Consider the following 26,693-nt stretch of genomic DNA (forward strand, 5'->3'; position numbering starts at 1 on the left):
TCCGCTCACATTGTCGCGAGCGCGAGACGGCCGGCTATTCGGGGGGCGGCGGAACGGGACGGCGCATTGCAGCATTGGACCGCTCCGCGGCGCGCAGAAGTTCGACGCGCGCGCGGCGCGCCTCCCGCTTGATCTCTGCCTGTTCGGTCTTGATCCGGGTGCGTGCACTGGCGCGCTCCCGATATCGTGCCAGCGCGCCAGCGGCGAGCGCTCCCTCGCGCGCTGCCAAGTACACACCCTGCCCGACGATGCGGCCAATCCTCCCGCCGGCCCACACCAGATCGAACGGCGCAAACAGCTTCCAGCGCTCATCAGCATGGGTCAGGCCGCGGGCGATCAGCCGGGCGGCGATCGCCGTGGTGGCAAGTCCGTTTCGGCCGAATCCACTGGCAACCCACAGGCCGGGCCGCAACTCGCCGATCTGCGGCATGCCGTGCACGGTGACGCCGACCGCGGCGCTGAAGCTGCGGTCGATCGCGACCTCGCCGAGCTGGGGAAACACGTTGCGAATCCGGCGCCGGACGATCCCTTCCAGACGCGCGGGTGCGACTTCGAAGGTGGTCTCGCCGCTCGCCCACAGCAGCCGGTCGCCGCCGACGATACGGTAGTGGTCGACGCCGTCGGTATCGGCGATCGAACCGGTGAAGCCGATCGCCTCGGGCAGCCGGTCACCGAGCGGCGCCGTCAGCGCCGCGGCGCGCCACACCGGCAGCAAGGTCTCAGCAACACGCCGCGACGGCGTCCCCAAATGCACGCTGCCGGCCAGAACGATGTCGGAGGCCCGCAGACGGGCGGTGGGCGTGAAGATCCGCTTGCGTATGCCGGAAAAGTCGATCTCGACGGCGGGCGTCTCCTCGAAGACCCGGGCGCCTGCCCGCCGCGCCAGCCGCTCCAGCCCGCGCAAATAACCGCGGCCATCGATCTGGAAGGCGGTCGGATAATAGATGCCATGGAAATAGCGGTCGGTCCGCAGCACGTCGCGAACCTTGTCGGTGGCCCAGCCTTCGACTTCGGAGCCGAAATCGACGCCGAGTGTCTGCAGCCGCGCCACCAGCCGGTCTCCGATATCGATGTTGGAGACTTCCAGCGCGCCGTCCGACAGCCCGACGTCAGCCACCGCCTCGTCAGAGGCGCGGGCGCGAACGATCTCCATGCCCTCGCGCGTCAGCCCCCACAGCGCGCTGGCATGATCGAGCCCGACGCGTTCGATCAGGTCGGGGATCGGCACACCGTAGCCCGGCATCACCGTGCCGAGATTGTGCCCTGACGCACCCCAACCGATCCGACCGCTCTCCAGAACTGCGACGCTGAGACCGGCTTGCGCGGCTTCCAACGCCACCGACAGACCGGCCAGCCCGGCCCCGATCACGCACAGATCGACATCGAGGTCGAACTTTAGGCGCGCGTGCGGTTCCGTGTCCGTTTCGGCGGTGAAACCCGGTCCATTGGTCGCACTTGTCGGGAGCGAATCCATGCCGTTTCCTAAAGAGCGCATCCGCAAGCAGGGGTTACGATTTTGCGAGATACGCGTTCAATACGGACAGCGCAGGCGGTTGTCACCTTGTCCTCGCCGCCGGTCTCGATTAATCCGCAAGCTCCGCCCGCTGGAAACAACTCATGCGCCGTCTGATTCTGCTGCGACACGCCAAAACCGAGAGGGACGCGCCGAGCGGCAAGGATCACGATCGCCGCCTGGAAGACAGGGGCCGCAGCGACGCCGCGGAGATCGCCGCGTGGCTCGCCGCCGAACATCTGGTCCCGGACCAAGTGCTGATCTCGACCGCCACTCGCACCAGGCAGACCTGGGACGTGTTGTCCGAGCTGTTTCCGGCGAGCACCGCGCCGCAGGTCGAGTACCTGCCGGAGCTGTACAGCGCGAGCGCCTCTCAACTGCTGCAAGCGATCCACGAAGTCTCGGCCGGCATCAACCGGCTGATGCTGATCGGGCACAATCCAGGCCTGCACGAATTGGCGCTGGCGCTGACCTGCACCTGCAACGAGGCGCAGCGGCGACAGATCTCCGGCAGCATGCCGACCTCCGCGGTGGCGGTGATCGATTTCCCGATCGCCGACTGGGCCGATGCCTCGTTCGGAACCGGCAAGCTGCAGCATTTCGTCAGCCCAAAGGTGTTGCGCGAGGCGAGCTGACGGAGGACGATGACGCCGCCCCTCCGGTGACCAAGAGGTACCGGCGATGTTCAAGTCCATCCTCGTGCCGATTGATCTGGTCGAGACCGCACTGGCGCAGCCTGCGATCGCGACTGCGGCGAAATTAGCCGACAGTTACGACGGCAAAGTGCGCCTTCTGCACGTTCTGGCGATCACGCCAGTGATGCTGGCCGAGTACGTCCCTGCGGATTTCGACGACCAGCAACGGGAGGCGGTCGAAGCGGCATTGGCGGAGATCGCACGCAATTCCGGCATCCCGCCGCAGCGTCTGTCGACCAGCGTGCGCCAGGGCGGCATCTATCACGAGATCCTCGAAGAGGTCGCGGCGATCAGCGCCGACCTGATCGTAATGAGTTCGCACCGGCCGGCGATGCGCAGCTACTTCCTCGGCTCCAATGCCGGCCACGTCGTGCGCTACGCACCCTGTTCGGTACTGGTGGTGAGGGAGGGCACATAGCCCAACGCCGAGCGATACAGAACCGCTTTACGGCAGCAGATCCCGCGGCACGTCGTCGAAAGTGTAACGACGCGGGCGGTTGCGGCGGATGAAGCCGCCGATCTGCCAGCCGAACAGCAGCGCGAAGCCGGCCAGAAACAGCGCCCCCGACCACGACCCGACTGCCACCGCGCGGGCGAGCAGCCCGGTCAGCGCTGCGGCGACCAGGGCGATCAGCACCAGAGCAGCGGTGTGAACCGCGGGCGGCAGACCGCCGATCAGGTCGGCACGGCTGCCTGCATCGCGCATCCGGCGGTGCAGGCCGAGCATGAACTCCCGGTACGCCTGATCTTGCGGCGCCATCAGTGCAACGGTCTGCCAAGTGGTCGACAGGATCCGCAGCCGCCCGCCGGAAACGTCTTCGATGTCGGCTCGGTAGCGCCGCGATTGCATCGACACGGGCCGGTAGCTCAGCCGCACTTTGGCGATGGTCGCATAAGGCCACAACCCGGCCTTCGGCCCGATCCGCCAGATTAACCCATCCTCGCCGAGCTCGAACTGCTGCGCCGCACCGATCAACGAGGCCTTGTAGGCATAAGCCGCCCCGGCATCGCCTTGCTCGTCTTGATCGGATCGTGACGTCACCGTCAAAGCCTCCCTGCCGTCCGCCGTCATTGCCGGAGCCGGAGCGGCGGCGCAATGCGGCGTTCCGCCCGCGCATCGCGGCCCGCCCCCGGCAACTTGTGGGCCGGAACGCGGTTTCCTACAATCCGAGCTTCGCACGGACCCCCGCTATGCCCGAATCCAAAGCCGTTCCTTACCCCCGCCACCTGATCCTGGGCGGCGCCCTGATGTCAGGCCTGCTGCTGGCGCTGGCGCTGCATATGCTCGGCCAGCGCATCGGGCTCGATCTCGGCGGGCTGTGGCGCAACGATTCCGGCAGCTTCATGCCGGCGAGCGCGGCGCTGGCGTGGTGGCTGGTCGCGACCGCCGGGTTCGCCGGCGGTTACTTCACCGCGCGGCTGATGAACCATGCGGTGGCCGGACAAATTCCGCCGCGGCTACGGCAGTTCCTGATCGTCGTGCTGGTCCTGGTACTCGCTGCCGCCGGCCAAGCCGCCTCTGCGCCCTCCGCCGTCCCGACCGCAGCAGGTGTGATCGCAGGGCTGGCGACTCTATTGCTGGGCGCCGCGATGGCGTTCTGCGGCGCTTATTTCGCTTTGCGCAAAGTCTGATCGCTCGCGCGAGTCAGCCCGCTGTTGAAAACACCAAAGGCCGCGCAGTTATCCGCGCGGCCTTTGGCCTCAGCATTTCGTCACACGCTCGTCGCAACCGGCTCAACCGGCCGCGCGAAGATTGATCTGGCTCTCGGCGAGCGTGTTGAGCTTCTTGTCGGTGGCCTTCTCTTCGTCGAGCGTCTTCTGCAGCACCGCCGCGCAATCGTTGCGGCCGAGCAGCTTCGCCCATGAGACCAGGCTGCCGTAGCGAACGATTTCGTAGTGCTCGACCGCCTGAGCTGCATTGATCAATGCGGCGTCGAGCACCTTCTTGTCGTCGACCTCACCGGCGGTCTCGTCGGCCTCCTCGATGATGCCGTCGATCGCCGGACAATCGACCGCCTTCGGCCGAACGCCGTGCATTTCGAACACCTGCTCGAGCCGCCTCACATGGCCCTTGGTTTCGTCCAGATGGCTCAGGAACCCCTGCTTCAGCATCGGATCCGTGGCCTTGTCGGCCATCTTCGGGATCGCCTTCAGGAGCTGCTTTTCGGCGTAGTAGATATCCTGCAATTGGTGCACGAACAGATCGTCCATCGTCTTGATGTCTTTGGTGAAAAGTCCCATCGCGGTTCCTCTTTTGGTTGGCCGGAGGGAGGTCGGACAGCGATCCGCCCGGCGCTCTTCCACGGCAGTCGGGGCGTTAACCAGCGGCGGCGATCGCCGTTCCGCGGTTCCATGAGTGATGACGTCGCGATGGCGTCAGGCGCCTGCGCGCCCTATATCCGGGCTCGGCGAGCACGGGTGCCCCCGACAGGGTGCGGCCATGCAGCCGCCGGACGGCTGGTTTGTGCCACGTCAAAGGCGCTGACCGCCGACCGTCCCATGGATGCGCGATCCGCACGCGACAGTACGGCGGATTGCACGACGGGCCCTTTATGCCCTAAGGAATTGCGTGGATGAGTAAGTCGAACGCCGGTAGCAGGGTCGTGCTGCAGGCGGCGTTCGTCGCGTTGCCGCCCCGCCGGGAGGACGAATGCATCGACTGCTGAGCGCGCTGGGGCGTGGCTTCAAGACGTATATCGGCTGGAAACGTGTCGGTATCGTCGCCAGCATCCTGATTATCGGCTTCGCGATTTCGTCGCTGGTCCGCACCCTGAAAGGGGTCGATCACACCGTGATTCTGACCGCGCTGACCGACAAGAGCCCGGCCCAGATCGGGCTGGCGGCGCTGTGCGTGGTCGGTGCGTTCTGCACCCTGACGTTCTACGATTTCTTCGCACTGCGCACGATCGGCAAGTTGCACGTCCCGTACCGCATCGCCGCGATGTCGGCCTTCACCTCCTACGTGATCGGCCACAACCTCGGCGCCACTGTGTTCACTGGCGGCGCGATCCGGTTCCGAATCTATTCCGACTACGGCCTGTCGGCGATCGACGTCGCCAAGATCTGCTTCATCTCAGGCCTGACATTCTGGCTCGGCAACCTGTTCGTGCTCGGCATCGGCATGATCTGGCATCCGGCGGCGGCGAGCGCGATGGACCTGCTGCCCGACGAGATCAACCGGCTGATCGGCGTCGCTTGCCTGGCCGGCATCGCCGCCTATTTCGTCTGGCTGGCGACCGGAAAGAAGCGGCGCGAGCTCGGCCAGAACGGCTGGAAGGTGGTGCTGCCGTCGGCCAAGCTGACGCTGGTGCAGGTGCTGATCGGTGTGGTCGATCTCGGCTTCTGCGCGCTGGCGATGTACCTGCTGATGCCGTCGGAGCCTTATATCGACTACGTTTCCCTGGCGGTGGTGTTCATCCTCGCCACGCTGCTCGGCTTCGCCAGCCATGCGCCGGGCAGTCTCGGCGTGTTCGACGCCGCGATGCTGGTGGCGCTGCCGATGTTCGCCCGCGAGGACGTGATCGCCACGCTGCTTATCTATCGCGTGCTGTATTTCCTGCTGCCGTTCGGGGTGGCGATCTCGATCATGGGCATCCGCGAGATCTGGCTGAGCGTAATCAAGCCGTGGCGGGAGCGCCGCAACGGCTGCGATGGCCACCCGGCCACCACCGCGCCGGCCGCAGCGCCGGTCAGGACACAGGTCGGACAATCTCTGCACCGCTCCCCCAAACTCTGATCAAGAGATTCCTTCCTCGCCGCGGTCGGCCCCATATTTTAGCCTCAACCGCAGCGTCAATGGCCGCAATCCTTGTTGGCCGCGTGGTGACATGTCCCGTTCCCGATCTTTGGCGTTGTTGTTGCTGCTGACCGGCGCGGCAGGCGCCTGGTCGCTCCCCGCGTTCGCTCAGTTTTCGCTGTTCGGAGGCTCGAGCAGTCCCGAACAGGCCGCCCCCGCCGCTGCGCCGCCCGCAGCAGCGCCACCCACAGCGACACCACCGGTGACAGCGCAAGCTCCCGCGGCGCCGCCGGCAGTCGCCCCGCCGGTTGCGGCGGTGCCGGTCACCGACGGCTCGATGCAGATCAGTTGGGAGGTGCGCAATCGCTTCCGGCTGTTCCGGGAGGAACGCGATTTTCGGGAACAGGTCGACGCGTTGAACGGTCTGACCGTGCTGGCTTCGGAGGAGACTCTCGGACGGCAAAGCGAGGGCCGCGGCTGGGCCCGCAACGTCGTCAATCGGCTGTGCATCGACCTCGCCGGCCGGGTCAATGAGCCCTGCACCCGCGACGGCATCAAGGAGAGCTACCTGACGCCGACCGAGCATCCGGTGACGGTGCGGCTGACCGGCGCGATCCCGGTCGGCGCGATCTGCGCCTGGACGTTCGACGACGGCGACGGGCCGCGCAACGCCACCCAGGACTGCGCCGAGCCGATCAATTTCCGCGCCCGCTATGGCAAGCCGACGATCGCCACCGTCGATGTCACCAGCGGCGCCGACGCGCCGCTGCGTGTCACCACACCGATCCAGGTGCGCGATTTCTTCATCGCCGGCCTCGGCGACTCGATCGGCTCGGGCGAAGGCAACCCCGACCGCGCGATTGCACTGTCGGACGAGGGGTTCTGCTTCAAATCCTATCTCGGCAGCGGCACCGGCCAGTTCTACCGACCGAGCCGAGCCGGATTCAAAGGCGGGCGCGCCTGCGAAGCACCCGACACGCTGACGAATTGGCAACGCTATTCGGCGACCTGGTTCAACGCCGCGTGTCACCGCTCGCTATACAGCTACCAGACCCGCACCGCGCTGGCGCTCGCAGTCCGCCATCCGCACATCGCCGTCACCTACCTGCCGCTGGCCTGCACCGGCGCGACCATCACCGACGGCCTGCTCGGCTCGCAGCGAGCGCGGGAGTGCATCCGCACCAAATCCGGGACGACCTGCCCGAGCAGTGTCGACGGTCAGCTCGGCGAATTGCGCGCCGCGCTCACTGCTGCGCATCGCCGCCAGCCGAACCGCAATCTCGACCTGGTGCTGCTGTCGATCGGCGCCAACGACATCAATTTCTCCGGTCTGGTCGCCGACGTCATCGTCGACTCCCCAACCGAGCGAGCGCTGTTCCGGCGCTCCGGGGTGATCGGCTCGGTCGACGAATCGCGGACTGCGCTGGCCCGTACGCTGCCGCGGGATTTCGCCCGGCTACGCGAGGCGCTGAAGCCGATGGTCGCGGATCTGTCGCGGGTGGTCTACGTCGCCTATGCCAATCCGGCGCTGACGAACCGCGGGACGCCCTGCCCCGGCGGTCCGGCCGGGTTCGACATCCACCCCTCGTTCAATGCCGACCCGACCCGGCTCGGCGCGGTGAGTTCGTTCGTCGACAACGAATTCCTGCCGCGGCTGAAGGATCTGGCGCAATGCTCCAACGGGGTGCTGTGCCGCGACCCGTCGTCCGACCGCATGACCTTCGTCGATTCTCATCAGCGGGTGTTCGCCGAGCACGGCTTCTGCGCCCGTGCCGCAACCGACCCGGAATTCGATCGCGCCTGCTTCTCGCAAAGCGGCAACAGCTTCAATCCTGACATCGTCACCGCCGGCAGCTCGCCGATGACCTGCGGCGCCGGCGCGAGCAACTACCGCGCCTATCTGCCGCGCGCGCGCTGGATCCGTGACGCCAACGACAGCTACTTCGCGGCGATGACCTACCCGCAGGGCCTCGCCGCCGCGATCCAGCCGGCCGATATCCACGACGCCACCTGGGGTGTGGTGTCGGCGGTGTACGGCGGTGCGATCCATCCCACTGCCGAAGGTCACGCCGCCATGGCCGACGCCGCGTTGCCGGCAGCCGAATCCGTATTGTCGCTGCAGCCCGGCGGCCCCGACGTCGAGAGCCTGCCGCTGCCGCCACCGCAAGCGCCCGTGCCGAGCGGGAACTGACCACCCGCACAATCTTGGGCGACGACATCGCGTCGCTGCCCGCGCGGCTGTCGTCGCTCTCGTCTGCCTGTCTCTCATCGCCCGGCACAACCCTGACGCTCAATCCAAGAAGCCGTCTCAGCTGGAACGGCTCTATTAGGAACTGAATACCGTCGTCCTTAGCGTGCGCGGCCGGTGGGATCGCTTCTGATCGATCCCACCGCAATCAAGCACGAAGAAACACCCTGGGGACGGCATGTTGAACGAACTGAACGCGCCGCGGGCGGCGGCACTCCCGCTGGCTTGCATATCGATGCTGCTAACCGTTCATGTCGCGCAGGCTCAACAAGCAGGTCCGACAGATCCAGCAATATCGCGCCCGGCCGTCTCCGCCAGTCGCGTATCGCCCGACGCTCAGGCGCTGCCGTCGGTCGTTGTCGATGCACCGCGGCGGCGCGCAGTCGCCCGAACGCAGCGCAAGCCTGCCGCGACGGCGCGGCCGGCCGCGCCACGCGGGCGCGCGACGCGCGGCGATGTCGCCGTAGCCCCGGTGCCGTCGCTCGGCGCCCGGCGCTCGGCCGTTCCGCCCAGCTACGCCGGCGGCCAGGTCGCGCGCGGCGCCCATCTCGGCCTGCTCGGTAACAAAGACTACATGGCGACGCCGTTCAGCCTGACCAGCTACACCGACCAGACCATTCGCGATCAGCAGGCCACCAGCGTCGCCGAAGTGCTGACCAACAGCGATCCATCGGTTCGCGCTTCGATCGGCGCCGGCAATCGATACGACGCACTGACGATTCGCGGCTTCCGCGTCGACAACAGCGATTTCGCATTGAACGGGCTGTACGGTCTGGTGCCGAACTATCGCATCAACCCGGCGCCGATCGCGCGCATCGAGCTGCTGAAAGGTCCAGCCAGCTTCCTGTACGGGATGTCGCCGCGCGGTTCCATCGGCGGCAACGTCAATGTCGTGACCAAGCGAGCCGAAGACGATCCGCTGACCCGCTACACGGCCGGCTATATGTCGGATGCCCGCTTCACCAACAGCCTCGACGTCTCGCGTCGCTACGGCGACCAGAAACAGTGGGGCGTCCGCGCCAACGGTGCGTTCGAAGGCGGATGGCCGACGATCGACGGGCAGTCGATCCGCGACGGCGCCGGCTCGCTCGCCGTCGACTATCGCGGCGAACGGTTCAGATGGTCCGCCGATCTGATCTATCAGGATGATTGGCTCAAGTCCGGCACGCGCGGCTACGGCCCGGTGCCTGGCATTGCCGTGCCGGCGGCACCCGATCCGCGGATCAACCTGTCCCAACCGTTCGACTACTCGCGCGCGCGGAGCGTCACCGGCCTGACCCGCGCGGAGTACGATCTGACGTCCGACGTCACGGTGTTCGGCGCGATCGGCGGCAATTTGTTCGGCTTCGACAAGCGCGAGTCGCCGGGCCCGACGATCCTCAACTCGGCCGGAGATGCGCAGTCGACCTCGACGTTCCAGACCGGCAAGTCCGACGCCGTTTCCGGCGAAGCCGGCGTGAGGTCGCGCTTCACCACCGGGCCGATCGACCATGAAGTCGTGGTCAGCGGTTCCGCGTTGGTACAGACCAGTTGGCTCGGACAGACCCGCTACGGCAATTACCTCACCAACATCTATGCCCCGACCGTACTGCCCGGGCCAGGCACGCCCTTGGCGTACTTCCCGGAGAGCAAAGCCAACAAGCTCGAGCTGCGCAGCGTCGGCGTCGCCGACACGCTGTCGGTCCTGAACGGCGCGGTTCAACTGACGCTCGGCGCGCGCCATCAGCAGGTGGTGTCGGACAACTACGCTCCGATCACCGGCGTCACCAACTCGGCATACGATCAGAGCGCGACCTCGCCGTCGGTGGCTCTGGTGGTGCGGCCGCTGCAGTATCTGTCGCTGTATGCCAGCTACATTGAGGGGCTGTCGCCCGGCCCGACCCCGCCGTCCGGTGCCGCCAACCCCAATCAGGTGTTCGCGCCGTTCAAGAGCAAGCAATACGAGGTCGGCACCAAGCTCGATTTCGGCCGGTTCGGCGCCACCCTGGCGGCGTTCCAGATCAGCCAGCCGAACGGCGTGCTCGATCCGGTCACCAAGCTCTTCGGGCTCGACGGCGAGCAGCGCAACCGCGGCATCGAACTGACGGCGTTCGGCGAGATCGCGACCGGCGTCCGAATTCTCGGCGGCATGACCTGGCTGGACGCCAGGCTCACCCAGACCGCGGGACATCTCAACGACGGCAACCACGCCATCGCGGCACCCGACCTGCAGGGCAATCTCGGCGTCGAATGGGACACGCCGTTCGTGTCCGGCCTCACCGCCACCGCGCGCGCTGTCTACACCAGCAAGGCCTATGTCACGGCCGACAATCTGCAGGATGTGCCGAGCTGGACCACGTTCGACATCGGCGCCCGCTATTTCACCAAGCTCGGCGGCCGGCCGACCACGTTCCGGGCCAGCGTGACCAACATCGCCGACAAACGCTACTGGACCGCCAACCCGTCCGGCTACCTCATCCTCGGCATGCCACGCACGTTGTGGCTGTCGATGACGGTGGACTTCTGAACGCAGCGGCCATCTTCATACACGGCCGCCGCAGATCGGGCAGTCTCACCTCACCGAGCCGGCGCCATCGCGCCGCCCTTGTGTGCCGGCGCCGGGGGAGCCTTGGCCTTGCCGGCGGTCCCGGGGGCAGCGACCGGCTTTCCGGCCTGCGCCGCCTGCATGGCTGCCTGCTCTGGCATAAACTTGGCGACGATCTCCGGATCGAGTTGAGAGATCGCGCTGTCGGGCAGCCTGAACCAATCCTCGTCCTGGCCGAGCGCGGGCGTCATCAGATAGCCGCGCAGCGTCAGGGTTTGGCCATCGGGGCTGACCGTCAGCATCGCCTTCCAAACGTCGCCGTTTCGCGGATCGAGAATGTTGCCGTTCTCATAGACACGGCCCTTCCGCTTCATGTCGCGGATCAGCGAAATGCCCAGGATCGGCTGGTTCTTGCGGTCGTCCTCACATTCGTCGCAGATCGTCAGGTTGGGTTGCCCTGCCTGCGGAAAGCTCTTGGCGACGATCCCCTCATACATGTTGTTGCCGCGATCGAGCATCAGCACCCAGACCACCGGCTTGCCGCCGGGCTTGCCGTTGTCGGTGCGTTGCCAAAGGCCTGCGGCGGTCGGTTCCGCGGCAACCGACGGGGCGGCCGCGGATAGCAACAGCGCGAAAGCCGCGACAGCGGCCCGCGCGACTAATCGGATCGGTCGATGTGTAGTCGGTCGATGTGTGATCATGGCAACACCTGAAACATCGCGATGAGACGACAATATGGCGGATCGATCCGGCAATCCAGTGAGCAGAGCGCGGCGGATCGGGATCGATTTTATGACGTGGCGATGTCCGCCGGCGGTGTAGCAGGGCGCGTGGCGGGAACTCGCTGGGCGGATGTCAGCGCGGCGCCGAGGCAGATCGCAACCGGCAGCCAGAGCAGAATATAGAGATAGCTGAGGTCGCTCGGGATAATCTCATAATCGACGGAGCTCGCTGCCAGAGCGGCCGCGAGCAGCGCCAGCGCCGTCACGTCCCCGGTTCGGCGGAACGCGCGCCAGCCGCTCGCCAACGCGGTGAGCGCCACACCCGCGAGCGCCAGTGCCGCAATCACGCCGCCGCGAACGGCCGCACACATGAAAATGTTGTGACCGTTCATCACCTCGATGCCGTTCGGCAGGGTGACCCGGGGGTCGAAGGCAAGGCCATAGCCGAACCACGGCTTCAGCGTCACCATGTGCAGATACACCGGCCACAGCTCGAACCGGAGACTATCCTTCCGCTGAACCAATTCACCCGCAAGCGGCGTCAGCAACGTCGCGACCGCCGCGATCGCAACGAGCGCCGCAACCGCCGCGGCGATCCGCCAATTGGCCGCGAGCAGCACCGCAACACCGATTCCGGCAAGCGCCGCCATCAAAGATCCCCGGCTGCCCGAGAGCAGCACCGCAGCCAGAAGCACCAACGCAGACACAAACAGCAACATGAACTGCCAGGAGCGCAGTCGGCGCGTCGCCATCATCGCCACCGCTCCGACACACGGCATCGCATACATCAGGCCGACGACGTTGGAGTTGTAGTACAAGCTCAGTCCCTTGGTGCCCTGCAACCGCACCGTCAGCATCTCCGACACCGACCAGTGGCTGAACGAGCCGACATCGCGGATTGCAGCGAGTGCGGCGACCGGCGCGAGCCATAGAAACAACAAGCGAAGAAAGTCGCCGTCGCGGCTGGCGAGATGGGCCACGATGGTGACGAACGCCAGAACCGCTGCGACATAGCGGACGTTTCGCCAGAGCAGCGCGCCCGGCACACCGTCGCCGAGCAGCGACGTGATGATGATCACGGCCAGGAAAGCGGCCGATGCGAGGAAGACGCCGGATTTGACGATCGGCGCGAGGTTACGCAGCGGCAGCGCGGTGATCAGCAGCGTCGGCAGCACAAGAAACCACAGGATGGTCCGCGACAGCCAGATGTTGTGCATCACATACATCAGGCACATCACCAGCACGAACAGCCGCTCCGGCGCTTTGACGGTCAACAGCCACGCTCGGCTCCGGTCGAACACCGAATTCGGCGGCGACGAATGGGCGGTAACAGACACCATGAAACCTCTATCTGGGGTGTGCAGAGGACCCCGTCGCGGCCAGACCGCGCAGCACGCCGGCGAGCCGCGTCGCCGATTGCGTCCAGGTGACAGGGCGATAGCCGGCGCGGATCGCGGCTTCGTGGCGGGCAAGTTGCTCGGGCGCCGCAATCAGGTCAAGGACGGCTTGACGCCAGGCGGCGAAATCGAAGGGGTCGAGGTGGCGTGCGAGGCCGGCGCCCGCCTCCGGGAGTGACGAGGCGTCCGAGGCGAGACAATACTTGCCGAAGGCGAGGCTTTCGGAGACTGGCAGGCCCCAGCCCTCGTAGAACGAAGGATATAGCGTGAACAGGCAGTGCTGATACAACCATGCCAACTCGTCGTCACCGGCACGCGGTAGATGGACGATCGAATGCGCGGTGACCGGATCGTTCGCGATCTGCCACAGCAGGTCGGCACTCCCGAATCCTGGCTGGCCGACGATCACCAGCGTCGGCAGGTTCGGCGTGTTCTGCTCGGTGAGCCGGTGCCAGAGATGGTACAACAGATCGAAATTCTTGCGCGACTGAATGGTCGACACGCTGATCACGAACCGCGCGGCCTGCGCATCGGTCAACGCCTCGGGTCGCCGCGCCGTCTGCGGCGCCGGAATATCGGCGCCAAGATGAACGATCTCGACGTCGCCGCGCATCCCGCCGTGGCGCTGGGCATAGCCGAGAATATCGCGCTTGGTCGCCTCCGAAATCGACACGACGAGGTCTGTTTCCTTGATCAGGAACTGCGCATAGGCGTCGAACTTGGCGACGAAATCGCCGCCGGCGAAGAACTGCGGCGCGACCGCCGGGATGAAGTCCTGGCACAGCGCGGCGACCTTAGTGCCGCGCTCGCGGCGCATCCGGGCGACGGTCGCGAAATCGACCCGCGACCAGTTCTCGCCAGCGAGAAACAGCACTTCGCCGAGAGCGCCTCCGCCGAGCTTCGGCAGCGGCTCGGTCTGGCTGGTCTTGCGCAGCAGCGATGCGGTCGCACCGCGAACCGCGGTCTTGACGCCGCGCTCGACAGACTTGCCGATCGGCTTCAGCACGGCGGCGATCCCACCGCGCGGTTTGGATTTCGGCTTACCGGCCACCGGCTTGCCGCTCAGATCGGGAGGAGACGCGACCACGACGTAGTCGCTTCGCAATGGGTCGTAGCGGCAGAACCGCAGCGCCGGCGCCATTTCGGCCGACAGGGCACGGATGTAGCTCTGTTCGACCCGGAGCGTGCCGTTCATCTGGCCGGTGCGCGCCCGGGCGCTGGTCGAGACGTCCATCCACAGCCAAGGCTGATCGTTTCGGTCGGCGGGCTGGTCCAAGGTGCTGTCCATCTTCGGTGTCCGGCCTGACGGCCGCTGACCGGCGGGTCTAGCGGTTTCGGCTTTACAGCGTCAATGCCGCCGCTTGCATTGCCTCCTCTCCCGCAGTCTAAGTTCCTCCGCCGCCCTCGCTTGGGCGGAGCACAATGAGGAATGGCGTGCCGGCGGAGCAGCCCAAAGTCTCGGTGATCATGCCGGTCCGTGACGGAGAACGCTGGGTCGCCGAGGCGATCCGCAGCGTTCGGGACCAGACATTTGCCGGCTTCGAGCTCCTGGTCATCGACGACGGCTCCACCGACGCAACGCCGGCGATCCTGGCGCAGGTCGCGGCGACCGATCCGCGCATCATCATATTGCGGCAGCCGCGAGACGGCCTCGTCGTCGGCCTCAACCGAGGATTGGCGGCGGCCCGCGCCGCGCTGATCGCCCGGCTCGATGCCGACGACATCGCCCTGCCCGACCGGTTGGCGCAGCAAGTCGATTACATGCAGCGCCACCCCGACGTGGTGCTGCTCGGCGGCTGGGCCACGATCATCGACGAGAACGGGCGGCCGAAGGGCCGCGACATGCGCCCGAGCCCGCAAGCGCTGCGCTCCACGCTGATGAAGAAGAGCCCGTTCATTCATCCGACCGTGATGTTCCGCGCCGAGGCAGCACGCCGGGTCGGCGGCTATCACGCCGCATTCGAGGCTGGCGAAGACTACGATTTCTGGCTGCGGCTCGCCGATATCGGCGAGGTCGCCATTCTGCCGGAATTGTTGATCCGCTATCGCGAGCACGGCGGCAGTGTCACCCGCACGCGACAGCTACGGCAGATTTACTCAGCCCGCCTCGCCAAGCTCGCCGCCTCCGCAAGGCGGGCTGGCATGCCGGACCCATCCGCCGCGCTGATGGCGCCACCGGACTGGCACGATCCCGCTCCCGGACCGTTCGAACGCGACAGCTCGCGACTGTTCCGGATGCTCGAACTGGCCGACCCGACCGCTGCGGCCACAACCCCGCCCTCGGCGATCGACCTCGACGCCATCACCTCGCAGCTCCGAACCCTCACCGCCGGCGAGCGAAAATTCGCCCAGGCCGCAGTGCTGAATCTGCTGCGCGTCAACAAGCTGCCATCCCGGACCGCCAGGTGGTCCGCAGCGCTTCTGCTGCTCAGATCAGGGCCGCTCAAAGCGATTAAGGCGGCGTGGCAGCTTCGAAACCGCTAAACAGGTGACATTCGAGATCCCCCTTTTACAGGTGATCATCGAACAACAGGAATAATCTACCGACCATGAGCAAAATGGCTTTCATCACCGGTATCACCGGACAGGACGGAGCCTATCTGGCCCAGCACCTGATCGAGCAAGGTTATGCGGTTCACGGCCTGCTCCGCCGCAGTGCGTCCGCGGACGGCATGACCAGCCGGTTGAAATGGCTCGGCATCGCCGGCCAAGTGACGCTGCACGACGGCAATCTGACCGACCTGTCCAGCCTGATCCGACTGCTGACGGACCTGCAGCCGAACGAGGTCTATAATCTCGCGGCGCAGTCCTTCGTCAAATCATCCTGGCAGCAGCCGCTGCTGACCGGGACCGTCACCGGTCTTGGCGCCGTGAACGTATTGGAAGCGGTGCGGACCGCCTGCCCCGGCGCACGGTTCTATCAGGCTTCGTCCTCGGAGATGTACGGCCTGATCCAGCAACCGGTGCAAACCGAGACCACACCGTTCTATCCGCGCTCGCCTTACGCCGCTGCGAAGCTCTATGCGCATTGGATGACGATCAACTATCGTGAGAGCTTCGGCATGCACGCCTCCTGCGGCATCCTGTTCAATCACGAGTCGCCGCTGCGCGGCATCGAGTTCGTCACCCGCAAGATCACCGACGGCGTCGCGCGGATCAAACTCGGCCTGCAGACGACGTTGTCGCTCGGCAATCTCGACGCGAAGCGCGATTGGGGCCATGCCCGCGACTACACCCGGGCGATGTGGCTGATGCTGCAGCAGGACGTGCCTGACGACTACGTGATCGCAACCGGCCGCGTGGCCTCGGTACGAGAGTTCTGCGAGATGGCGTTCGGCTGCGTTGGGCTCGATATGAACGACCATGTGGTGGTCGATCCCCGCTATCTGCGCCCCGCCGAAGTCGACTATCTGCACGGCGACGCCTCCAAGGCCAAACACAAGCTCGGCTGGACGTTCGAGACCCCGCTCGAACAGATGGTCGAGGAAATGGTCAGGGCCGATCTCGTCCGGCTGGAGCGGAGCGAACGAAGTTGATGCCGACGCAGCGTGCGCCCTTGCGGCTTCTGGTGACCGGAGCGATCGGCTTCGTCGGGCTCCACCTCGCCGCGGCGATCCGCAGTAGATTCGGCGACCAGGTCGAGATCGTCCCGACCGCACTCCACACTGGGAGCGACCCGGTTCTCGGTGAAGTGGTCGCTCTCGACGTCACCGACGCCGCTGCAGTCACCGGCACCATCGCCGAACTTCAGCCGACCCATGTCGTCAATCTTGCGGCGCTGGCCGCACCGTCAGCGGCCAACGCCGATCCGTCGGCGAGTTGGCGGGTGCATCTCGACGGCCCCCGCAACATCGGACGCGCGATCCTGCAGACCGCGCCCGACTGCGTGCTCGTGCACGTCGGCTCGGGTCTCGCCTATGGGAAGAATCGTCCGCCGATACGCCCGACCACAGAAGACACTGTGCTGGCGCCGACCGACGAATACGGTGCTTCGAAAGCGGCCGCCGACCTCGCACTCGGGGTGTTGATCGCCAAAGGATTGCGCTGCGTCAGGATGCGGCCGTTCAATCACACCGGGCCCGGCCAGACCGACGCGTTCGTGGTGCCGGCGTTCGCGCGGCAGATCGCCCGGATCGAAGCCGGTCTCACGCCGCCGCAGATGCAAGTCGGCAACCTCGACGGTCAGCGCGATTTTCTCGATGTGCGCGACGTCGCAGCCGCCTATGCGGAAGTCATCGCGCGCAGCAACGAGCTCGAAGCCGGATTGATCCTTAACGTCGCGTCCGGCCTGCCGCGCCGGATCGGCGATATGCTGCAGCAGCTATTGTCGATGGCACGCGTTCAGATCGACGTGCAAAACGATCCGAGTCGTGGCCGAACCGACGCCTCGGACGTCATCGTTGGCGACGCCAGCCGGGCGCGATCCGTACTTGACTGGCAACCGACGATCTCGTTCGAGAAAACGCTCGCCGACGTCCTCGATGATCAGCGGGCCACCACTGCCAAAGGCGACAAATAACCGCGCGTGCAAAAAAAGAAGGCGCACCTCGCAGCGCGCCTTCCCTGACTCCATTGTGATACGCGGCCTGCGCGATTAGTTCACGCCGAGTTTCTTCTGCAGATTGGTCGACGACGTCGTGTACTGGAACACGACGCGCTTGTCCGGGTAGACGTACTTGACGGCCTTCTGCGCCATCAGCGCCCCTTCGTGGAAGCCCGAGAGGATCAGCTTCAACTTGCCGGGATAGGTGTTGATGTCGCCGATCGCGAAGATGCCGGGGACGTTGGTTTCGAACGTGCCGGTATCGACTGGGATCAGGTTGTTCTCCAGATCCAGGCCCCAATTGGCGACCGGGCCGAGCTTCATGGTCAGGCCGAAGAACGGCAGCATCGCATCGCACTTGATCTGCGCGGTCGAATTGTCGTTCAGCTTCACCGTGGCGCCGGTAAGCTGGCCGTTGTCGCCCTGCAGCTCGGTGATCTGGCCGATCTTGAGATCGAGCTTGCCGCTGGCGACCAGCTGGCGCATCTGCTCGACCGAATGCGGCGCGCCGCGGAAGTCGTCGCGGCGATGCACCAGCGTCATGCTCTTGGCGATCGGGTTGAGGTTCAGCGTCCAGTCGAGCGCAGAGTCGCCGCCGCCGACGATCAGGATATCCTTGCCGCGGAAGTCTTCCATCTTGCGCACCGCGTAGTGCACGGACTTGCCCTCGTAGGCTTCGACGCCGGGCACCGGCGGACGCTTCGGCAGGAACGAGCCGCCGCCGGCCGCCACGACCAGAACGGTGCATTCGAACACGGTGCCGGCATTGGTGGTGACGCGGAAGCCCGGATCGCCGATCTTCTCGACGTTCTCGACCATCTCGCTGAGATGGAAGGTCGGATTGAACGGCTTGATCTGCTCCATCAGCGCTTCGGTGAGGCCATGGCCGGTGATCATCGGCACACCGGGAATGTCGTAGATCGGCTTCTCCGGATAGAGCTCGGCGCACTGGCCGCCGACCTTGTCGAGAATGTCGACGAGATGCGCTTTGACGTCCAACAGACCCAGTTCGAACACGGCGAATAGTCCGCACGGACCGGCGCCAACAATCAGCACGTCGGTTTTGATCGTTTCGGTCATCTTTGCTTCTTTATGGGTTGAAGATGTTCGGACGCGGACCGTCCGGTCGCGGCCTGTCTAACCAAGGCAGGCGGGGGAGAAAAGCCATAAAAGGCCATTGGTATCTTGTTCTAGCGCAAGATTTGCGTTCAATGGTTCTAAAAAGCCCGGAGAATGGCCCTTGACCGCACGATCCCGTGACCACGCGCTCCCGCAGCTCGCAGACTTCCCGTTCCGTCTGACGGACAACGTCCGCTTCGCCGATCTCGATCCAAATAACCACGTCAACAACGCGGTTTACGCCAGTTATTTCGAGACCGGCCGGGTCACGCTGATGAAGGACCCGAACAACGGACTGATCCCGCCCGGACTATCCTGGGTCATGGTACGGCTCGACATTCACTTCCGCAGCGAACTGCACTGGCCGGGCAAGATCGAGCTCGGGCTCGGCCTGGTCAAACTGGGGCGCACTTCGACGCATTTCGATCAGGTGGTTTTCTCGGAGGGCGTCTGCGTCGCCTCGGCGCGCGCCGTCACCGTGTTGGTCGACGAAACCAGCCGCAAGCCGGCGCCGCTGACCGAGCAGATCATCGCCAATCTGGCGCCGTGGTGGCACCGCGGCGTCGAGCACGATTGATCGAGGCGTCTTGGCCGGATGATAGTTCGAATCGTCCGGCCGCGACGCGCGCGGTCAGGATCAATCGGAGATTGCGACCGCGGCTCACGCGGCGTCGCACAACAGCCTGTGCAACAGCCGCCCGGTGGGTGAGATCTGCTCTGTTCAGGCCTGACGTTCGGGCGTGGTCACGACCAGCCCGTCGAGCTCGCTCGAGACCTTGATCTGGCACGACAGCCGCGAGTTCGGACGCACATCGTAGCCGAAGTCGAGCATGTCTTCTTCCATCGGCGACGGGGCACCGACCTTCTCGCGCCAAGCTTCGTCGACATAGACGTGGCAGGTCGCGCAGGCGCAGGCGCCGCCGCATTCTGCCTCGACGCCGGGGATGGCGTTGCGGATCGCCGCTTCCATCACTGTCGCGCCTTCTTCGACGTCGACAGTACGTGTTTCACCGGTGTGATCAACGAAGTGAATCTTGGCCATGATTGCTCGTCGGACGCTTTGCTCGTTTTATGAATTATGGGCTGACGCGCCAGTCCTATAGCGTCTCGGCCGGCGTTCCGCCAGCCGTCGCGCCGGTCAAAAGCCGGAACCGGTCGGCTTGGCGCGCGCGTCGATCACGGTGCGGACGTGCTCGACCGCAGCTTCGAGCACCATCAGCGGCTCGGCGGCGTCGTCATTGCGGCGCAGCGCATCTTCGACGGCAGCAGCGGCGTCCGCCACCGCGAACGCGCCGATCGCACGCGCCGACCCTTTCAACGTATGCGCGAGCGCAGCAGCATCGGGCGGCCAGGAGGCGAGCAGCGCCATCAGGCTCGCTGCCTGTGCGGTGAACAGCAGCAGCACCTCACGCTCGAGCGCGGGATCGCCCAGCGTCATCTTATACAGATGCGCATCATCGATCGGCTCGAAGTCCGGAACCAGCGGCGGCGATGGCATCCATTCGATCCGTTCGACCTGTAGCGGCACGTTCACCTCGGCACAGAATTGCGGTTTTCCACATCGGAGCAATCCAGGCCGAGGAGCGAACCATGAGTCTAGTTAACGCATTCTTGCCGGTGGCGGTGCACCGTTTTGGGACATCGTCGCAGAGTTGCCGCGCCAATGTCGCTAAAATGCCACCGTTACCGCTCGGCCGCGTAGGATTTTTCCGCTCGCCGAAGGGCTTAGCGGGGGATGCCGTTAACGATGATTAAGAAAGTCTTAATCCGAACCATTTCATTCGCGCGATCCAGCCAATAGGATGTTTCAGGAAGTGGCGGACAAAAGCGCGGTGGGAATGGGGTTCAACTTCGCCGTGCTGGGGGAGCACCGAGGGGCCTGTCTGCGGTCTCCACTGAACCGACGTCCCCGGATGCGTAACAAGGGCGTAAATCAAGATGGCGAACAATCCTAAGAAGATCAAAGATCCGACCGAAGTCGCGCTGTCGGCGATTCAGGAAGCCCTGAACATCCCCGACGCGCCGCCGGCCGGCGACGATCAGGCCGAAGGGCCGAAGGAAAGTGCGTCAATTTCGGACACCGAGCCCAGCCTGCCCGATCTGACGGCCGAGCCTCGGATCGCGCCGCCTGCGCCGAGCTTCGAGCCGGTCGCCGATCGCAGCTTCGCCTCGCGCCCCGCCAACGACGACCGCGAGACCATCGGCCAACTGCTGCAGTCGCTGCAGAAGGGCCGCACCACGCGTAACGTCTACACCCTCGCCACCATCTTCGCCGCGGTCTGGATCGTCGGCGGCATCGCCCTCACCGTCGCCTTCCTCCCCTCGCTGCAGGCGCTGATCGGCCAGGGCAGCGGCGGCACCCTGGCGCTGGCGGGCCTCACCGCCTTGTTCTTCGCGCCGGTGATGCTGTTCTATTTCCTCGCCAGTTTGGCCTGGCGCGGTCAGGAACTGCGGATGATCGCGCAGTCGATGGCGCAGGTCGCAATCCGTTTCTCCGAACCCGAGATCGCCGCCAGCGATTCGGTGGTGACGGTCGGGCAGGCGATCCGACGCGAGGTCGCCGCGATGGGCGACGGCGTCGAGCGTGCGATTGCCCGCGCCAGCGAACTCGAAGCGCTGGTCGCCAATGAAGTGTCGGCGCTGGAACGCGCCTATTCGGACAACGAAGTCCGCATCCGCGCCCTGTTGCAGGACATCGCGCATCAGCGCGACAATCTGGTCGGTCAGGCCGAGCAGGTGCGTAGCGCGATTTCCGGCGTGCAGATCGATCTGCGTCACGACATCGCGCTGATCTCGGATGCGATCGCCAGCCGCGTCGACGAGGTCGCCAAGAGCATCACCAGCGCACTGGAAGAGCGCGGCGCCCACATCACCAGCGCGCTCAGCCACGCCGGCGACAACATGATTCTGGCGCTCGGCGAGCGCGGCGGCGAACTGCTCGACCGCCTCGAAGAAGCCAGCTCCGAGACCACCCGCGCGGTGCTCGACGCCAGCGAACGGCTGACCACCAGCCTCAATTTCAAGACCGGTCACGTCCACGCCGAGTTCGTCGAACTGGCCGATCGCGTCCACGACATGATGAACGAGCGGCTCGACCGCATCACCACCGATTTCGAGCAGCGCTCCTCGACCATCATCGACGGCATTTCGGAGCGTACCGAGCAGGTGCAGGACTCGCTGAAGAACTCCGGCGACTCGCTGCTGCTCGAACTCGAGCTGCGCAGCGGCGATCTGGTCAACAAGATCGACGACGCCGGCCATCGCCTTGCCGATCAGATCCTGACCAGCGGCGACAAGGCGAGCGAAGCGCTCGACGTCACCGTCAACACCCTAGTCGCCAAGGTGGTCAGCCAGACCGAGACCGCCCACGACACGCTCAGCATCCAGATGAGCGCGTTCGACGACCTCGTGAAGCAGCAAGGCACCGAGCTCGCCGAGAAGTTCGCGCGCGACAGCGGTACGCTCGGCGCGCTGATCACCCGCCACATCTCCGAATTCGACCGCACCGTAAAGACGTTCGGCGGCGAGATCGTCGAGCGGATGGGTCAGCGCACCCTGGACATCAACGAGACCCTGAAGAGCTACGTCGACAGCTTCGATCAGCGGGTGACCACCAGCTCCGGCGAGATCACCGCGCGGCTGGACGATCGTCTGCACCAGTTCGAGAGCCTGTTCGACACCCGCGTCGGCAGCATCGACGGCGCGATCGACACCCGCCTCAAGGCGCTGGACGACACCGTCGGCAACCATCTCAACTCGCTCGAACGCATCCTCGACACCCGCACCGACGCGGTCACCGGCAATATCGACGGCCGGATCGAGAAGCTCGCCTCGGCGCTGTCGACCGGCGCCGCCACTGCGGTGGAAGCGATCGACTCGCGGATCATGCAGCTCAGCACCACTCTGTCGACCGGTACCTCGAGCGCAGCGGACGTCATCGACGGCCGGATCGCGACGCTGACCACCACGCTGTCGACCGGCGCGGCGAACGCCGCCGAAGTGATCGACGACCGCATCACCACCCTCACCACGACGCTGTCGACCGGTGCGGTGCAGGCGATCGAAGCGATCGACTCGCGGCTGACCCACCTCACCCACTCGCTCACCGACGGCACCGCGCAGGCGATCGACGCGATCGACCGCCGCATCGGCGCGGTCACGGAAACGATCGACGGCCGCACCGCCAATCTCAGCGCCACCGTCAGCGCCCGCTTCCAGGAAATCCACGACGGCCTAGAGAACCGCGTCACCGCGGTGATCAACGACGTCGACGTCCGGGTGACGCAATTCGAGGACCTGCTCGGCTCGCGCATCGAAGCGGTGGCGGGCCGGTTCGAAACCAGCGGCCGCGAAGCCAGCGAGATGCTGATGGCGCGCGCCGAAGAGCTGTCGCTCGGCATCAAGACCAACGTCGCCGACGCCGAACGCACCCTGACCAGCCTCGTGGTCGGCACCACCGAGACGATCCGCAGCAACACTCAGACGGCGCGGGAATCGATGCTGTCGGTGTCGAGCGATGTCGCCGCTCAGTTGCAGGTGACCTCGGCCGAGATCGAACGCGCCCTCACCTCGGTCGGCACCACGGCTGCTACCACGGTGGTGTCGAGCGCGACCGAAGCCCAGGTCAAGCTGACGATGATCTCCAGCGAGGCTGCGATGCAGTTCCGTTCGGTGTCGGAAGACATCGAGCGCACGCTGTCGGCCGCCGGCACTGCGACCGCCGCGACCGTGCTGGCCGGCGCCCGTGAGGCACAGACCACGCTGGTCTCGACCTCCACCGACGTCACCAACCAGGTGAAGTCGCTGGCGTCCGATATCGAGCGCACCCTTACCGAGGTCGGCGGCAGCGCCGCGGCTTCGCTGCTCGGCAGCGCCCGCGAAGCGCAGAGCACGCTCGCCACCACCTCGACCGAAATCGCCGCCCAGGTGAAGTCGCTGGCCTCGGAGATCGAGCGCACGCTGACCGATACCGGCGGCAGCACCGCAGCTTCGGTGCTCGGCAGCGCCCGCGAGGCGCAGACCGCTCTGACCACCACCTCCACCGACGTCGCCAATCATGTGCGATCGCTGGTATCCGACATCGAACGTACCCTGACCGGCGCCGGCGACACCACCTCGGCCTCGGTGCTGGCGAGCGCTCGCGAAGCGCACGCCACGCTGGTGTCGGCGTCGTCCGAAGTCACCGGTCAGATCCGTTCGCTGTCCACCGACATCGAGCGCACGCTGTACGCAGCCGGCAACGCCACTGCCGAAGCGGTTCTCGGCGGCGCCCGTGCGGCGCAGTCGACCCTGGTCTCGGCCTCGCAAGAGTCGTCGGAAAAGGTCAAGGCGCTCAGCGCCGAGGTGGAGCGCACACTGACCGAAGCCGGCAGCTCGACTGTCAACGCGATCGTCGCCGGCGCCCGGGAGGCCCATTCCACCCTGGTCACCGCCTCGTCGGAAGCCTCCAGCCAAGTCGCGACGCTCACGGCCGACGTCGAACGCCGCCTGTCGGCGGCCGGCGCTAGCACCATCGAGACCATGGTGGCCGGTGCGCGTGAGGCGCAGACCACCCTGGTGGCGACCTCGACCGACACTGCCAACCAGGTCAAGTCGCTGGCCAGCGACATCGAGCGCAGCTTGACCACTGCCGGCAGCGCAACAGCCGGTGCCCTGCTCGCAACTGCGCGCGAAGTGCAAAACACCTTGGTGTCGACCTCGACCGAATCCGCCGACCAGGTTCGCTCGATCGCCGCCGACGTCGAACGCACCCTCGTCGCCGCCGGTCGCAGCACCGCGGACTCGATCCTGGCCGGTGCCCGCGAGGCGCAGACCACGCTCACCACCGCGTCCGACGAAGCCGCCAACCACGTCAAATCGCTGGCGATCGACGTCGAGCGGACGCTGACCAGCGTCGGCGCCGCCACTGCCTCGACCATTCTCGACAGCGCCCGTCAGGTGCAGTCGACTCTGACCGCAAGCTCGGTGGACGCCGCCGGCCAGATCAAGGCGATCTCCGCCGAGATCGAGCACACGCTGTCGACGGTGACGAGCAACACCACCGACCACATCCAGGTCAGCGCCTCGGCGGCGCAATCGACCCTGGTGGCGATGTCGAACGAGGTCAGCGCCAAGATCAAATCGACCTCGGCCGATGTCGAACGTTCGGTGTTCGCAGCCAGCGGCAGCTTCGGTTCGACGATCACTGCCAAGAGCGAGGAGATCGTCGGCTACGTGCAGCAGCAGGCCGAGCGGCTGGCGCAGATCATCGACGGCAAGCGCGGCGTGCTGGTCGAAGCCCTCACCGGCAAGACCAGCCAGCTCACCGTCGAGATCGACCGCGTCACCTCCGATGCGCTGAACGCCATCGAATCCCGCGGCAAGACCTTCTCGAACTCGATCCTGACCAACGGCACCGAGGTCGCCCGCTCGATCACCGGCGCCGGCGATCTGGCCACCAACGCGATCAACAAGTCGCTCAAGGACCTCGACCTAGCGTCGCGGTCGGCGATCGAACAGTCGCGTCAGGTCTCGATCACCGCCGTCACCGAGATGCAGGAGACCAGCAAGATCCTGCGCACCGACACGGTGGCGCTGTTCGAGCGTCTGCGCGAAGGCAACATCCTGCTGCAGGAGGTGCTGACCGGCGCCCACGAGAACCTCAACTCGCTGGAGCGCGCGCTGGTGACCCGGGTCGCCGACTTCGTCACCACCATGAACGAGGTCAATGCCCGCAGCGGCACCGCGACGCGGACGCTGGAAGACCAGCTCACCGGCTTCCACAGCAAGACCGCCAAGGCGCTGGAAGATCTCGGCGCGCTGTCGGCGCAGTTCGAAGCCCATGGCCGCGCACTGGCCGATGCAGCCGATCTGCTCGAGCACAGCAACCGTGCGGCGTCGGGCTCGGTCAACGATCGCAAGGAGGCGCTGGAATCGCTGGTGACCACCATCGATCTGCGCACTGCCGATCTCGATCAGCGGCTCGGCCGGTTCACCAACCTGCTCGATGAATCGCTCGCCGCCGCCGAAGAGCGCGCCCGCGACGTCGCCCGGATCGTCGCCGAAACCGCGGGTGCCGGCTCCGCCAGCATCACGCAGCAGTTCGAAGCGGTGCGCAGCGCCGCCGAACAGGAGCGCCGCCTCACCGTCGAGGCGATGCACCAAGTGTATCAGCAGGGCACCCAGGAAGCCGACGCGCTGTTCAAGCAATCGGCCGATCGCTTCACCTCGATCGTCCAGGGCATCAAGCAGATGGCCTCGGAGATGCACCACGAGCTCGAAGCGACCCGCGAAGAGCTGCGCCGCGGCGTGCTCGAAATCCCGCAGGAAGCCGCCGAGAGCACCTCGCAGATGCGCAAGGTGATCGTCGACCAGATCGAGGCGCTGGCCGAGCTCAACCGTATCGTCGCCCGCCACGGCCGCGGCATGGACGTGGTGACGCCGACCCGCGCCGCCGCCGTCACCACCCGTGAGGCGGAACCGATGCTCGCTACCGCCAGCACGGGCCGGACCGAAGCAGCGGTCGTCGCCCGTCCCGCGCCGCGCGGCCGCGACTCCAGCGCAGCCACGCTGCCGCCGCCGGACCTCGGCCTGCCGGCCGGACCGCGCCGCACCGAAGCGCCGCCGGTCGCACCCAGCAACGCCGACCAGGGCCGTGACGGTTGGCTGTCGGAGCTGCTGAACCGCGCCGACACCAGCACCGAGCGCGAGCCGCCCCGCGGCCGCGCGCAGGCCCAGACCGCGATGAGCGGCAATCCGCTGGAATCGCTGTCGCTCGACATCGGCCGGCTGATGGACCGCAACCTCGCGCTGGAAATGTGGGAGCGCTATCAGCGCGGCGAGGCGAAGTCCTTCACCAAGCGGCTGTACACCCCCGCCGGCCAGAAGGCGTTCGACGAAGTCGCCCGCAAATATCGCAGCGAGCGCAGCTTCAAGCAGACCGTCGACCGCTACATCGCCGAGTTCGAGCGTCTGCTCGACGAGGTGGCCCGCGACGACAACGCCCCGCAGGCGCTGCGCAGCCACCTCTCGTCCGAAACCGGCTTGGTCTACACGCTGCTGGCGCACGCGGCCGGACGGCTGGGGTAAGATAGCGCCCTGCCCGGTCCGGGCAGCGCGATCAAGTAATCGATCCGAAGCGGGGGCCGGTGGCTCCCGCTTTTCGTTTGGCGTTGTGGATGCTGGGCTGCATCGCTATCTCACGACGAGACGCTTTCC

General features: G+C 66.0%; 20 protein-coding genes. 11 read left to right on the top strand and 9 right to left on the bottom strand.

The window, feature by feature from the left end; translation table 11 throughout:
* Nucleotides 1-34 precede the first annotated feature (34 nt).
* The gene (locus M9H71_RS08630) at nucleotides 35-1,474 is read right to left on the bottom strand and encodes an NAD(P)/FAD-dependent oxidoreductase (protein WP_455404632.1); all 1,440 of its coding nucleotides are present in this window, start codon (nucleotides 1,472-1,474) and stop codon (nucleotides 35-37) included.
* A gap of 143 nt (nucleotides 1,475-1,617) precedes the next feature.
* On the opposite strand from M9H71_RS08630, the gene M9H71_RS08635 reads away from it, so the two are divergent.
* Together M9H71_RS08635 and M9H71_RS08640 are read left to right on the top strand one after the other, a co-directional pair.
* Nucleotides 1,618-2,148, top strand: a complete 531-nt coding sequence (locus M9H71_RS08635; protein ID WP_455404633.1) for a SixA phosphatase family protein — start codon at nucleotides 1,618-1,620, stop codon at nucleotides 2,146-2,148.
* Between the two features lie 46 nt (nucleotides 2,149-2,194).
* Entirely contained in the window at nucleotides 2,195-2,626 is a 432-nt protein-coding gene (locus M9H71_RS08640; protein WP_455404634.1) for a universal stress protein, read from the top strand.
* 27 nt (nucleotides 2,627-2,653) lie between these two features.
* On the opposite strand, the gene M9H71_RS08645 is transcribed toward M9H71_RS08640, so the two are convergent.
* A complete protein-coding gene (locus M9H71_RS08645) occupies nucleotides 2,654-3,280 on the bottom strand; it encodes a hypothetical protein (protein ID WP_455404635.1) in 627 nt (208 codons plus the stop codon).
* A 119-nt stretch (nucleotides 3,281-3,399) separates the two neighbouring features.
* On the opposite strand from M9H71_RS08645, the gene M9H71_RS08650 reads away from it, so the two are divergent.
* Nucleotides 3,400-3,840 (top strand): hypothetical protein, encoded by a 441-nt coding sequence (locus M9H71_RS08650; RefSeq protein ID WP_455404636.1) that lies wholly within the window; start codon nucleotides 3,400-3,402, stop codon nucleotides 3,838-3,840.
* A gap of 102 nt (nucleotides 3,841-3,942) precedes the next feature.
* Here the strand turns inward: M9H71_RS08650 and M9H71_RS08655 are convergent, their stop codons facing one another.
* The gene (locus M9H71_RS08655) at nucleotides 3,943-4,449 is read right to left on the bottom strand and encodes a YciE/YciF ferroxidase family protein (protein ID WP_455404637.1); all 507 of its coding nucleotides are present in this window, start codon (nucleotides 4,447-4,449) and stop codon (nucleotides 3,943-3,945) included.
* A 409-nt stretch (nucleotides 4,450-4,858) separates the two neighbouring features.
* Here M9H71_RS08655 and M9H71_RS08660 point away from each other — a divergent pair, with 409 nt between their 5' ends.
* From M9H71_RS08660 to M9H71_RS08670, 3 genes are all read left to right on the top strand, one after another.
* On the top strand, nucleotides 4,859-5,944 hold the full coding sequence (locus M9H71_RS08660; protein WP_455404638.1) for a UPF0104 family protein: 1,086 nt from the start codon (nucleotides 4,859-4,861) through the stop codon (nucleotides 5,942-5,944).
* Nucleotides 5,945-6,035: 91 nt separating this feature from the next.
* Nucleotides 6,036-8,135, top strand: coding sequence for a hypothetical protein (locus M9H71_RS08665; protein ID WP_455404639.1), 2,100 nt, complete (start codon nucleotides 6,036-6,038; stop codon nucleotides 8,133-8,135).
* Between the two features lie 529 nt (nucleotides 8,136-8,664).
* A complete protein-coding gene (locus tag M9H71_RS08670) occupies nucleotides 8,665-10,698 on the top strand; it encodes a TonB-dependent receptor (RefSeq protein WP_455404640.1) in 2,034 nt (677 codons plus the stop codon).
* A 50-nt stretch (nucleotides 10,699-10,748) separates the two neighbouring features.
* Here the strand turns inward: M9H71_RS08670 and M9H71_RS08675 are convergent, their stop codons facing one another.
* From M9H71_RS08675 to M9H71_RS08685, 3 genes are all read right to left on the bottom strand, one after another.
* Nucleotides 10,749-11,417, bottom strand: coding sequence for a DUF2147 domain-containing protein (locus M9H71_RS08675; RefSeq protein WP_455404641.1), 669 nt, complete (start codon nucleotides 11,415-11,417; stop codon nucleotides 10,749-10,751).
* An 89-nt stretch (nucleotides 11,418-11,506) separates the two neighbouring features.
* Complete coding sequence (locus tag M9H71_RS08680; protein ID WP_455404642.1) at nucleotides 11,507-12,778, bottom strand: O-antigen ligase family protein; 1,272 nt, start codon at nucleotides 12,776-12,778, stop codon at nucleotides 11,507-11,509.
* Nucleotides 12,779-12,785: 7 nt separating this feature from the next.
* Nucleotides 12,786-14,123 carry a glycosyltransferase family 4 protein gene (locus M9H71_RS08685; protein ID WP_455404643.1) on the bottom strand — a complete coding sequence of 446 codons (1,338 nt, stop codon included), beginning with the start codon at nucleotides 14,121-14,123 and terminating at the stop codon, nucleotides 12,786-12,788.
* A gap of 134 nt (nucleotides 14,124-14,257) precedes the next feature.
* Between M9H71_RS08685 and M9H71_RS08690 the strand changes: the two genes are divergently transcribed.
* The 3 genes from M9H71_RS08690 to M9H71_RS08700 all read left to right on the top strand — a co-directional run bounded on the left by M9H71_RS08690 (nucleotide 14,258) and on the right by M9H71_RS08700 (nucleotide 17,354).
* Nucleotides 14,258-15,319 (top strand): glycosyltransferase family 2 protein, encoded by a 1,062-nt coding sequence (locus tag M9H71_RS08690; RefSeq protein WP_455404644.1) that lies wholly within the window; start codon nucleotides 14,258-14,260, stop codon nucleotides 15,317-15,319.
* A 65-nt stretch (nucleotides 15,320-15,384) separates the two neighbouring features.
* Entirely contained in the window at nucleotides 15,385-16,371 is a 987-nt protein-coding gene (gmd, locus tag M9H71_RS08695; RefSeq protein ID WP_455404645.1) for a GDP-mannose 4,6-dehydratase, read from the top strand.
* Nucleotides 16,371-17,354, top strand: coding sequence for an NAD-dependent epimerase/dehydratase family protein (locus M9H71_RS08700; protein ID WP_455404646.1), 984 nt, complete (start codon nucleotides 16,371-16,373; stop codon nucleotides 17,352-17,354). Before gmd ends, M9H71_RS08700 begins: the two co-directional genes overlap by 1 nt.
* Nucleotides 17,355-17,429: 75 nt before the next feature.
* Here the strand turns inward: M9H71_RS08700 and M9H71_RS08705 are convergent, their stop codons facing one another.
* The gene (locus M9H71_RS08705) at nucleotides 17,430-18,458 is read right to left on the bottom strand and encodes an NAD(P)/FAD-dependent oxidoreductase (protein ID WP_164601555.1); all 1,029 of its coding nucleotides are present in this window, start codon (nucleotides 18,456-18,458) and stop codon (nucleotides 17,430-17,432) included.
* A 160-nt stretch (nucleotides 18,459-18,618) separates the two neighbouring features.
* Here M9H71_RS08705 and M9H71_RS08710 point away from each other — a divergent pair, with 160 nt between their 5' ends.
* Entirely contained in the window at nucleotides 18,619-19,074 is a 456-nt protein-coding gene (locus M9H71_RS08710) for an acyl-CoA thioesterase (protein ID WP_455404647.1), read from the top strand.
* Nucleotides 19,075-19,218: 144 nt separating this feature from the next.
* On the opposite strand, the gene M9H71_RS08715 is transcribed toward M9H71_RS08710, so the two are convergent.
* Both M9H71_RS08715 and M9H71_RS08720 read right to left on the bottom strand, forming a co-directional pair.
* Nucleotides 19,219-19,539, bottom strand: coding sequence for a 2Fe-2S iron-sulfur cluster-binding protein (locus tag M9H71_RS08715; protein ID WP_110788664.1), 321 nt, complete (start codon nucleotides 19,537-19,539; stop codon nucleotides 19,219-19,221).
* A gap of 96 nt (nucleotides 19,540-19,635) precedes the next feature.
* Nucleotides 19,636-19,995 (bottom strand): Hpt domain-containing protein, encoded by a 360-nt coding sequence (locus M9H71_RS08720; RefSeq protein WP_455404648.1) that lies wholly within the window; start codon nucleotides 19,993-19,995, stop codon nucleotides 19,636-19,638.
* Between the two features lie 440 nt (nucleotides 19,996-20,435).
* On the opposite strand from M9H71_RS08720, the gene M9H71_RS08725 reads away from it, so the two are divergent.
* Entirely contained in the window at nucleotides 20,436-26,564 is a 6,129-nt protein-coding gene (locus M9H71_RS08725; RefSeq protein WP_455404649.1) for an apolipoprotein A-IV repeat region-like domain-containing protein, read from the top strand.
* Nucleotides 26,565-26,693 lie beyond the last annotated feature (129 nt).

The organism is Rhodopseudomonas parapalustris (assembly GCF_053772255.1).

Bases quoted from the DNA above. Each gene is read 5' to 3' on its own strand.
- M9H71_RS08630 (WP_455404632.1), bottom strand. From the start codon at position 1,474: ATGGATTCGCTCCCGACAAGTGCGACCAATGGACCGGGTTTCACCGCC.
- M9H71_RS08635 (WP_455404633.1), top strand. From the start codon at position 1,618: ATGCGCCGTCTGATTCTGCTGCGACACGCCAAAACCGAGAGGGACGCG.
- M9H71_RS08640 (WP_455404634.1), top strand. From the start codon at position 2,195: ATGTTCAAGTCCATCCTCGTGCCGATTGATCTGGTCGAGACCGCACTG.
- M9H71_RS08645 (WP_455404635.1), bottom strand. From the start codon at position 3,280: ATGACGGCGGACGGCAGGGAGGCTTTGACGGTGACGTCACGATCCGAT.
- M9H71_RS08650 (WP_455404636.1), top strand. From the start codon at position 3,400: ATGCCCGAATCCAAAGCCGTTCCTTACCCCCGCCACCTGATCCTGGGC.
- M9H71_RS08655 (WP_455404637.1), bottom strand. From the start codon at position 4,449: ATGGGACTTTTCACCAAAGACATCAAGACGATGGACGATCTGTTCGTG.
- M9H71_RS08660 (WP_455404638.1), top strand. From the start codon at position 4,859: ATGCATCGACTGCTGAGCGCGCTGGGGCGTGGCTTCAAGACGTATATC.
- M9H71_RS08665 (WP_455404639.1), top strand. From the start codon at position 6,036: ATGTCCCGTTCCCGATCTTTGGCGTTGTTGTTGCTGCTGACCGGCGCG.
- M9H71_RS08675 (WP_455404641.1), bottom strand. From the start codon at position 11,417: ATGATCACACATCGACCGACTACACATCGACCGATCCGATTAGTCGCG.
- M9H71_RS08680 (WP_455404642.1), bottom strand. From the start codon at position 12,778: ATGGTGTCTGTTACCGCCCATTCGTCGCCGCCGAATTCGGTGTTCGAC.
- M9H71_RS08685 (WP_455404643.1), bottom strand. From the start codon at position 14,123: ATGGACAGCACCTTGGACCAGCCCGCCGACCGAAACGATCAGCCTTGG.
- M9H71_RS08690 (WP_455404644.1), top strand. From the start codon at position 14,258: ATGAGGAATGGCGTGCCGGCGGAGCAGCCCAAAGTCTCGGTGATCATG.
- gmd (WP_455404645.1), top strand. From the start codon at position 15,385: ATGAGCAAAATGGCTTTCATCACCGGTATCACCGGACAGGACGGAGCC.
- M9H71_RS08700 (WP_455404646.1), top strand. From the start codon at position 16,371: ATGCCGACGCAGCGTGCGCCCTTGCGGCTTCTGGTGACCGGAGCGATC.
- M9H71_RS08705 (WP_164601555.1), bottom strand. From the start codon at position 18,458: ATGACCGAAACGATCAAAACCGACGTGCTGATTGTTGGCGCCGGTCCG.
- M9H71_RS08715 (WP_110788664.1), bottom strand. From the start codon at position 19,539: ATGGCCAAGATTCACTTCGTTGATCACACCGGTGAAACACGTACTGTC.
- M9H71_RS08720 (WP_455404648.1), bottom strand. From the start codon at position 19,995: ATGCCATCGCCGCCGCTGGTTCCGGACTTCGAGCCGATCGATGATGCG.
- M9H71_RS08725 (WP_455404649.1), top strand. From the start codon at position 20,436: ATGGCGAACAATCCTAAGAAGATCAAAGATCCGACCGAAGTCGCGCTG.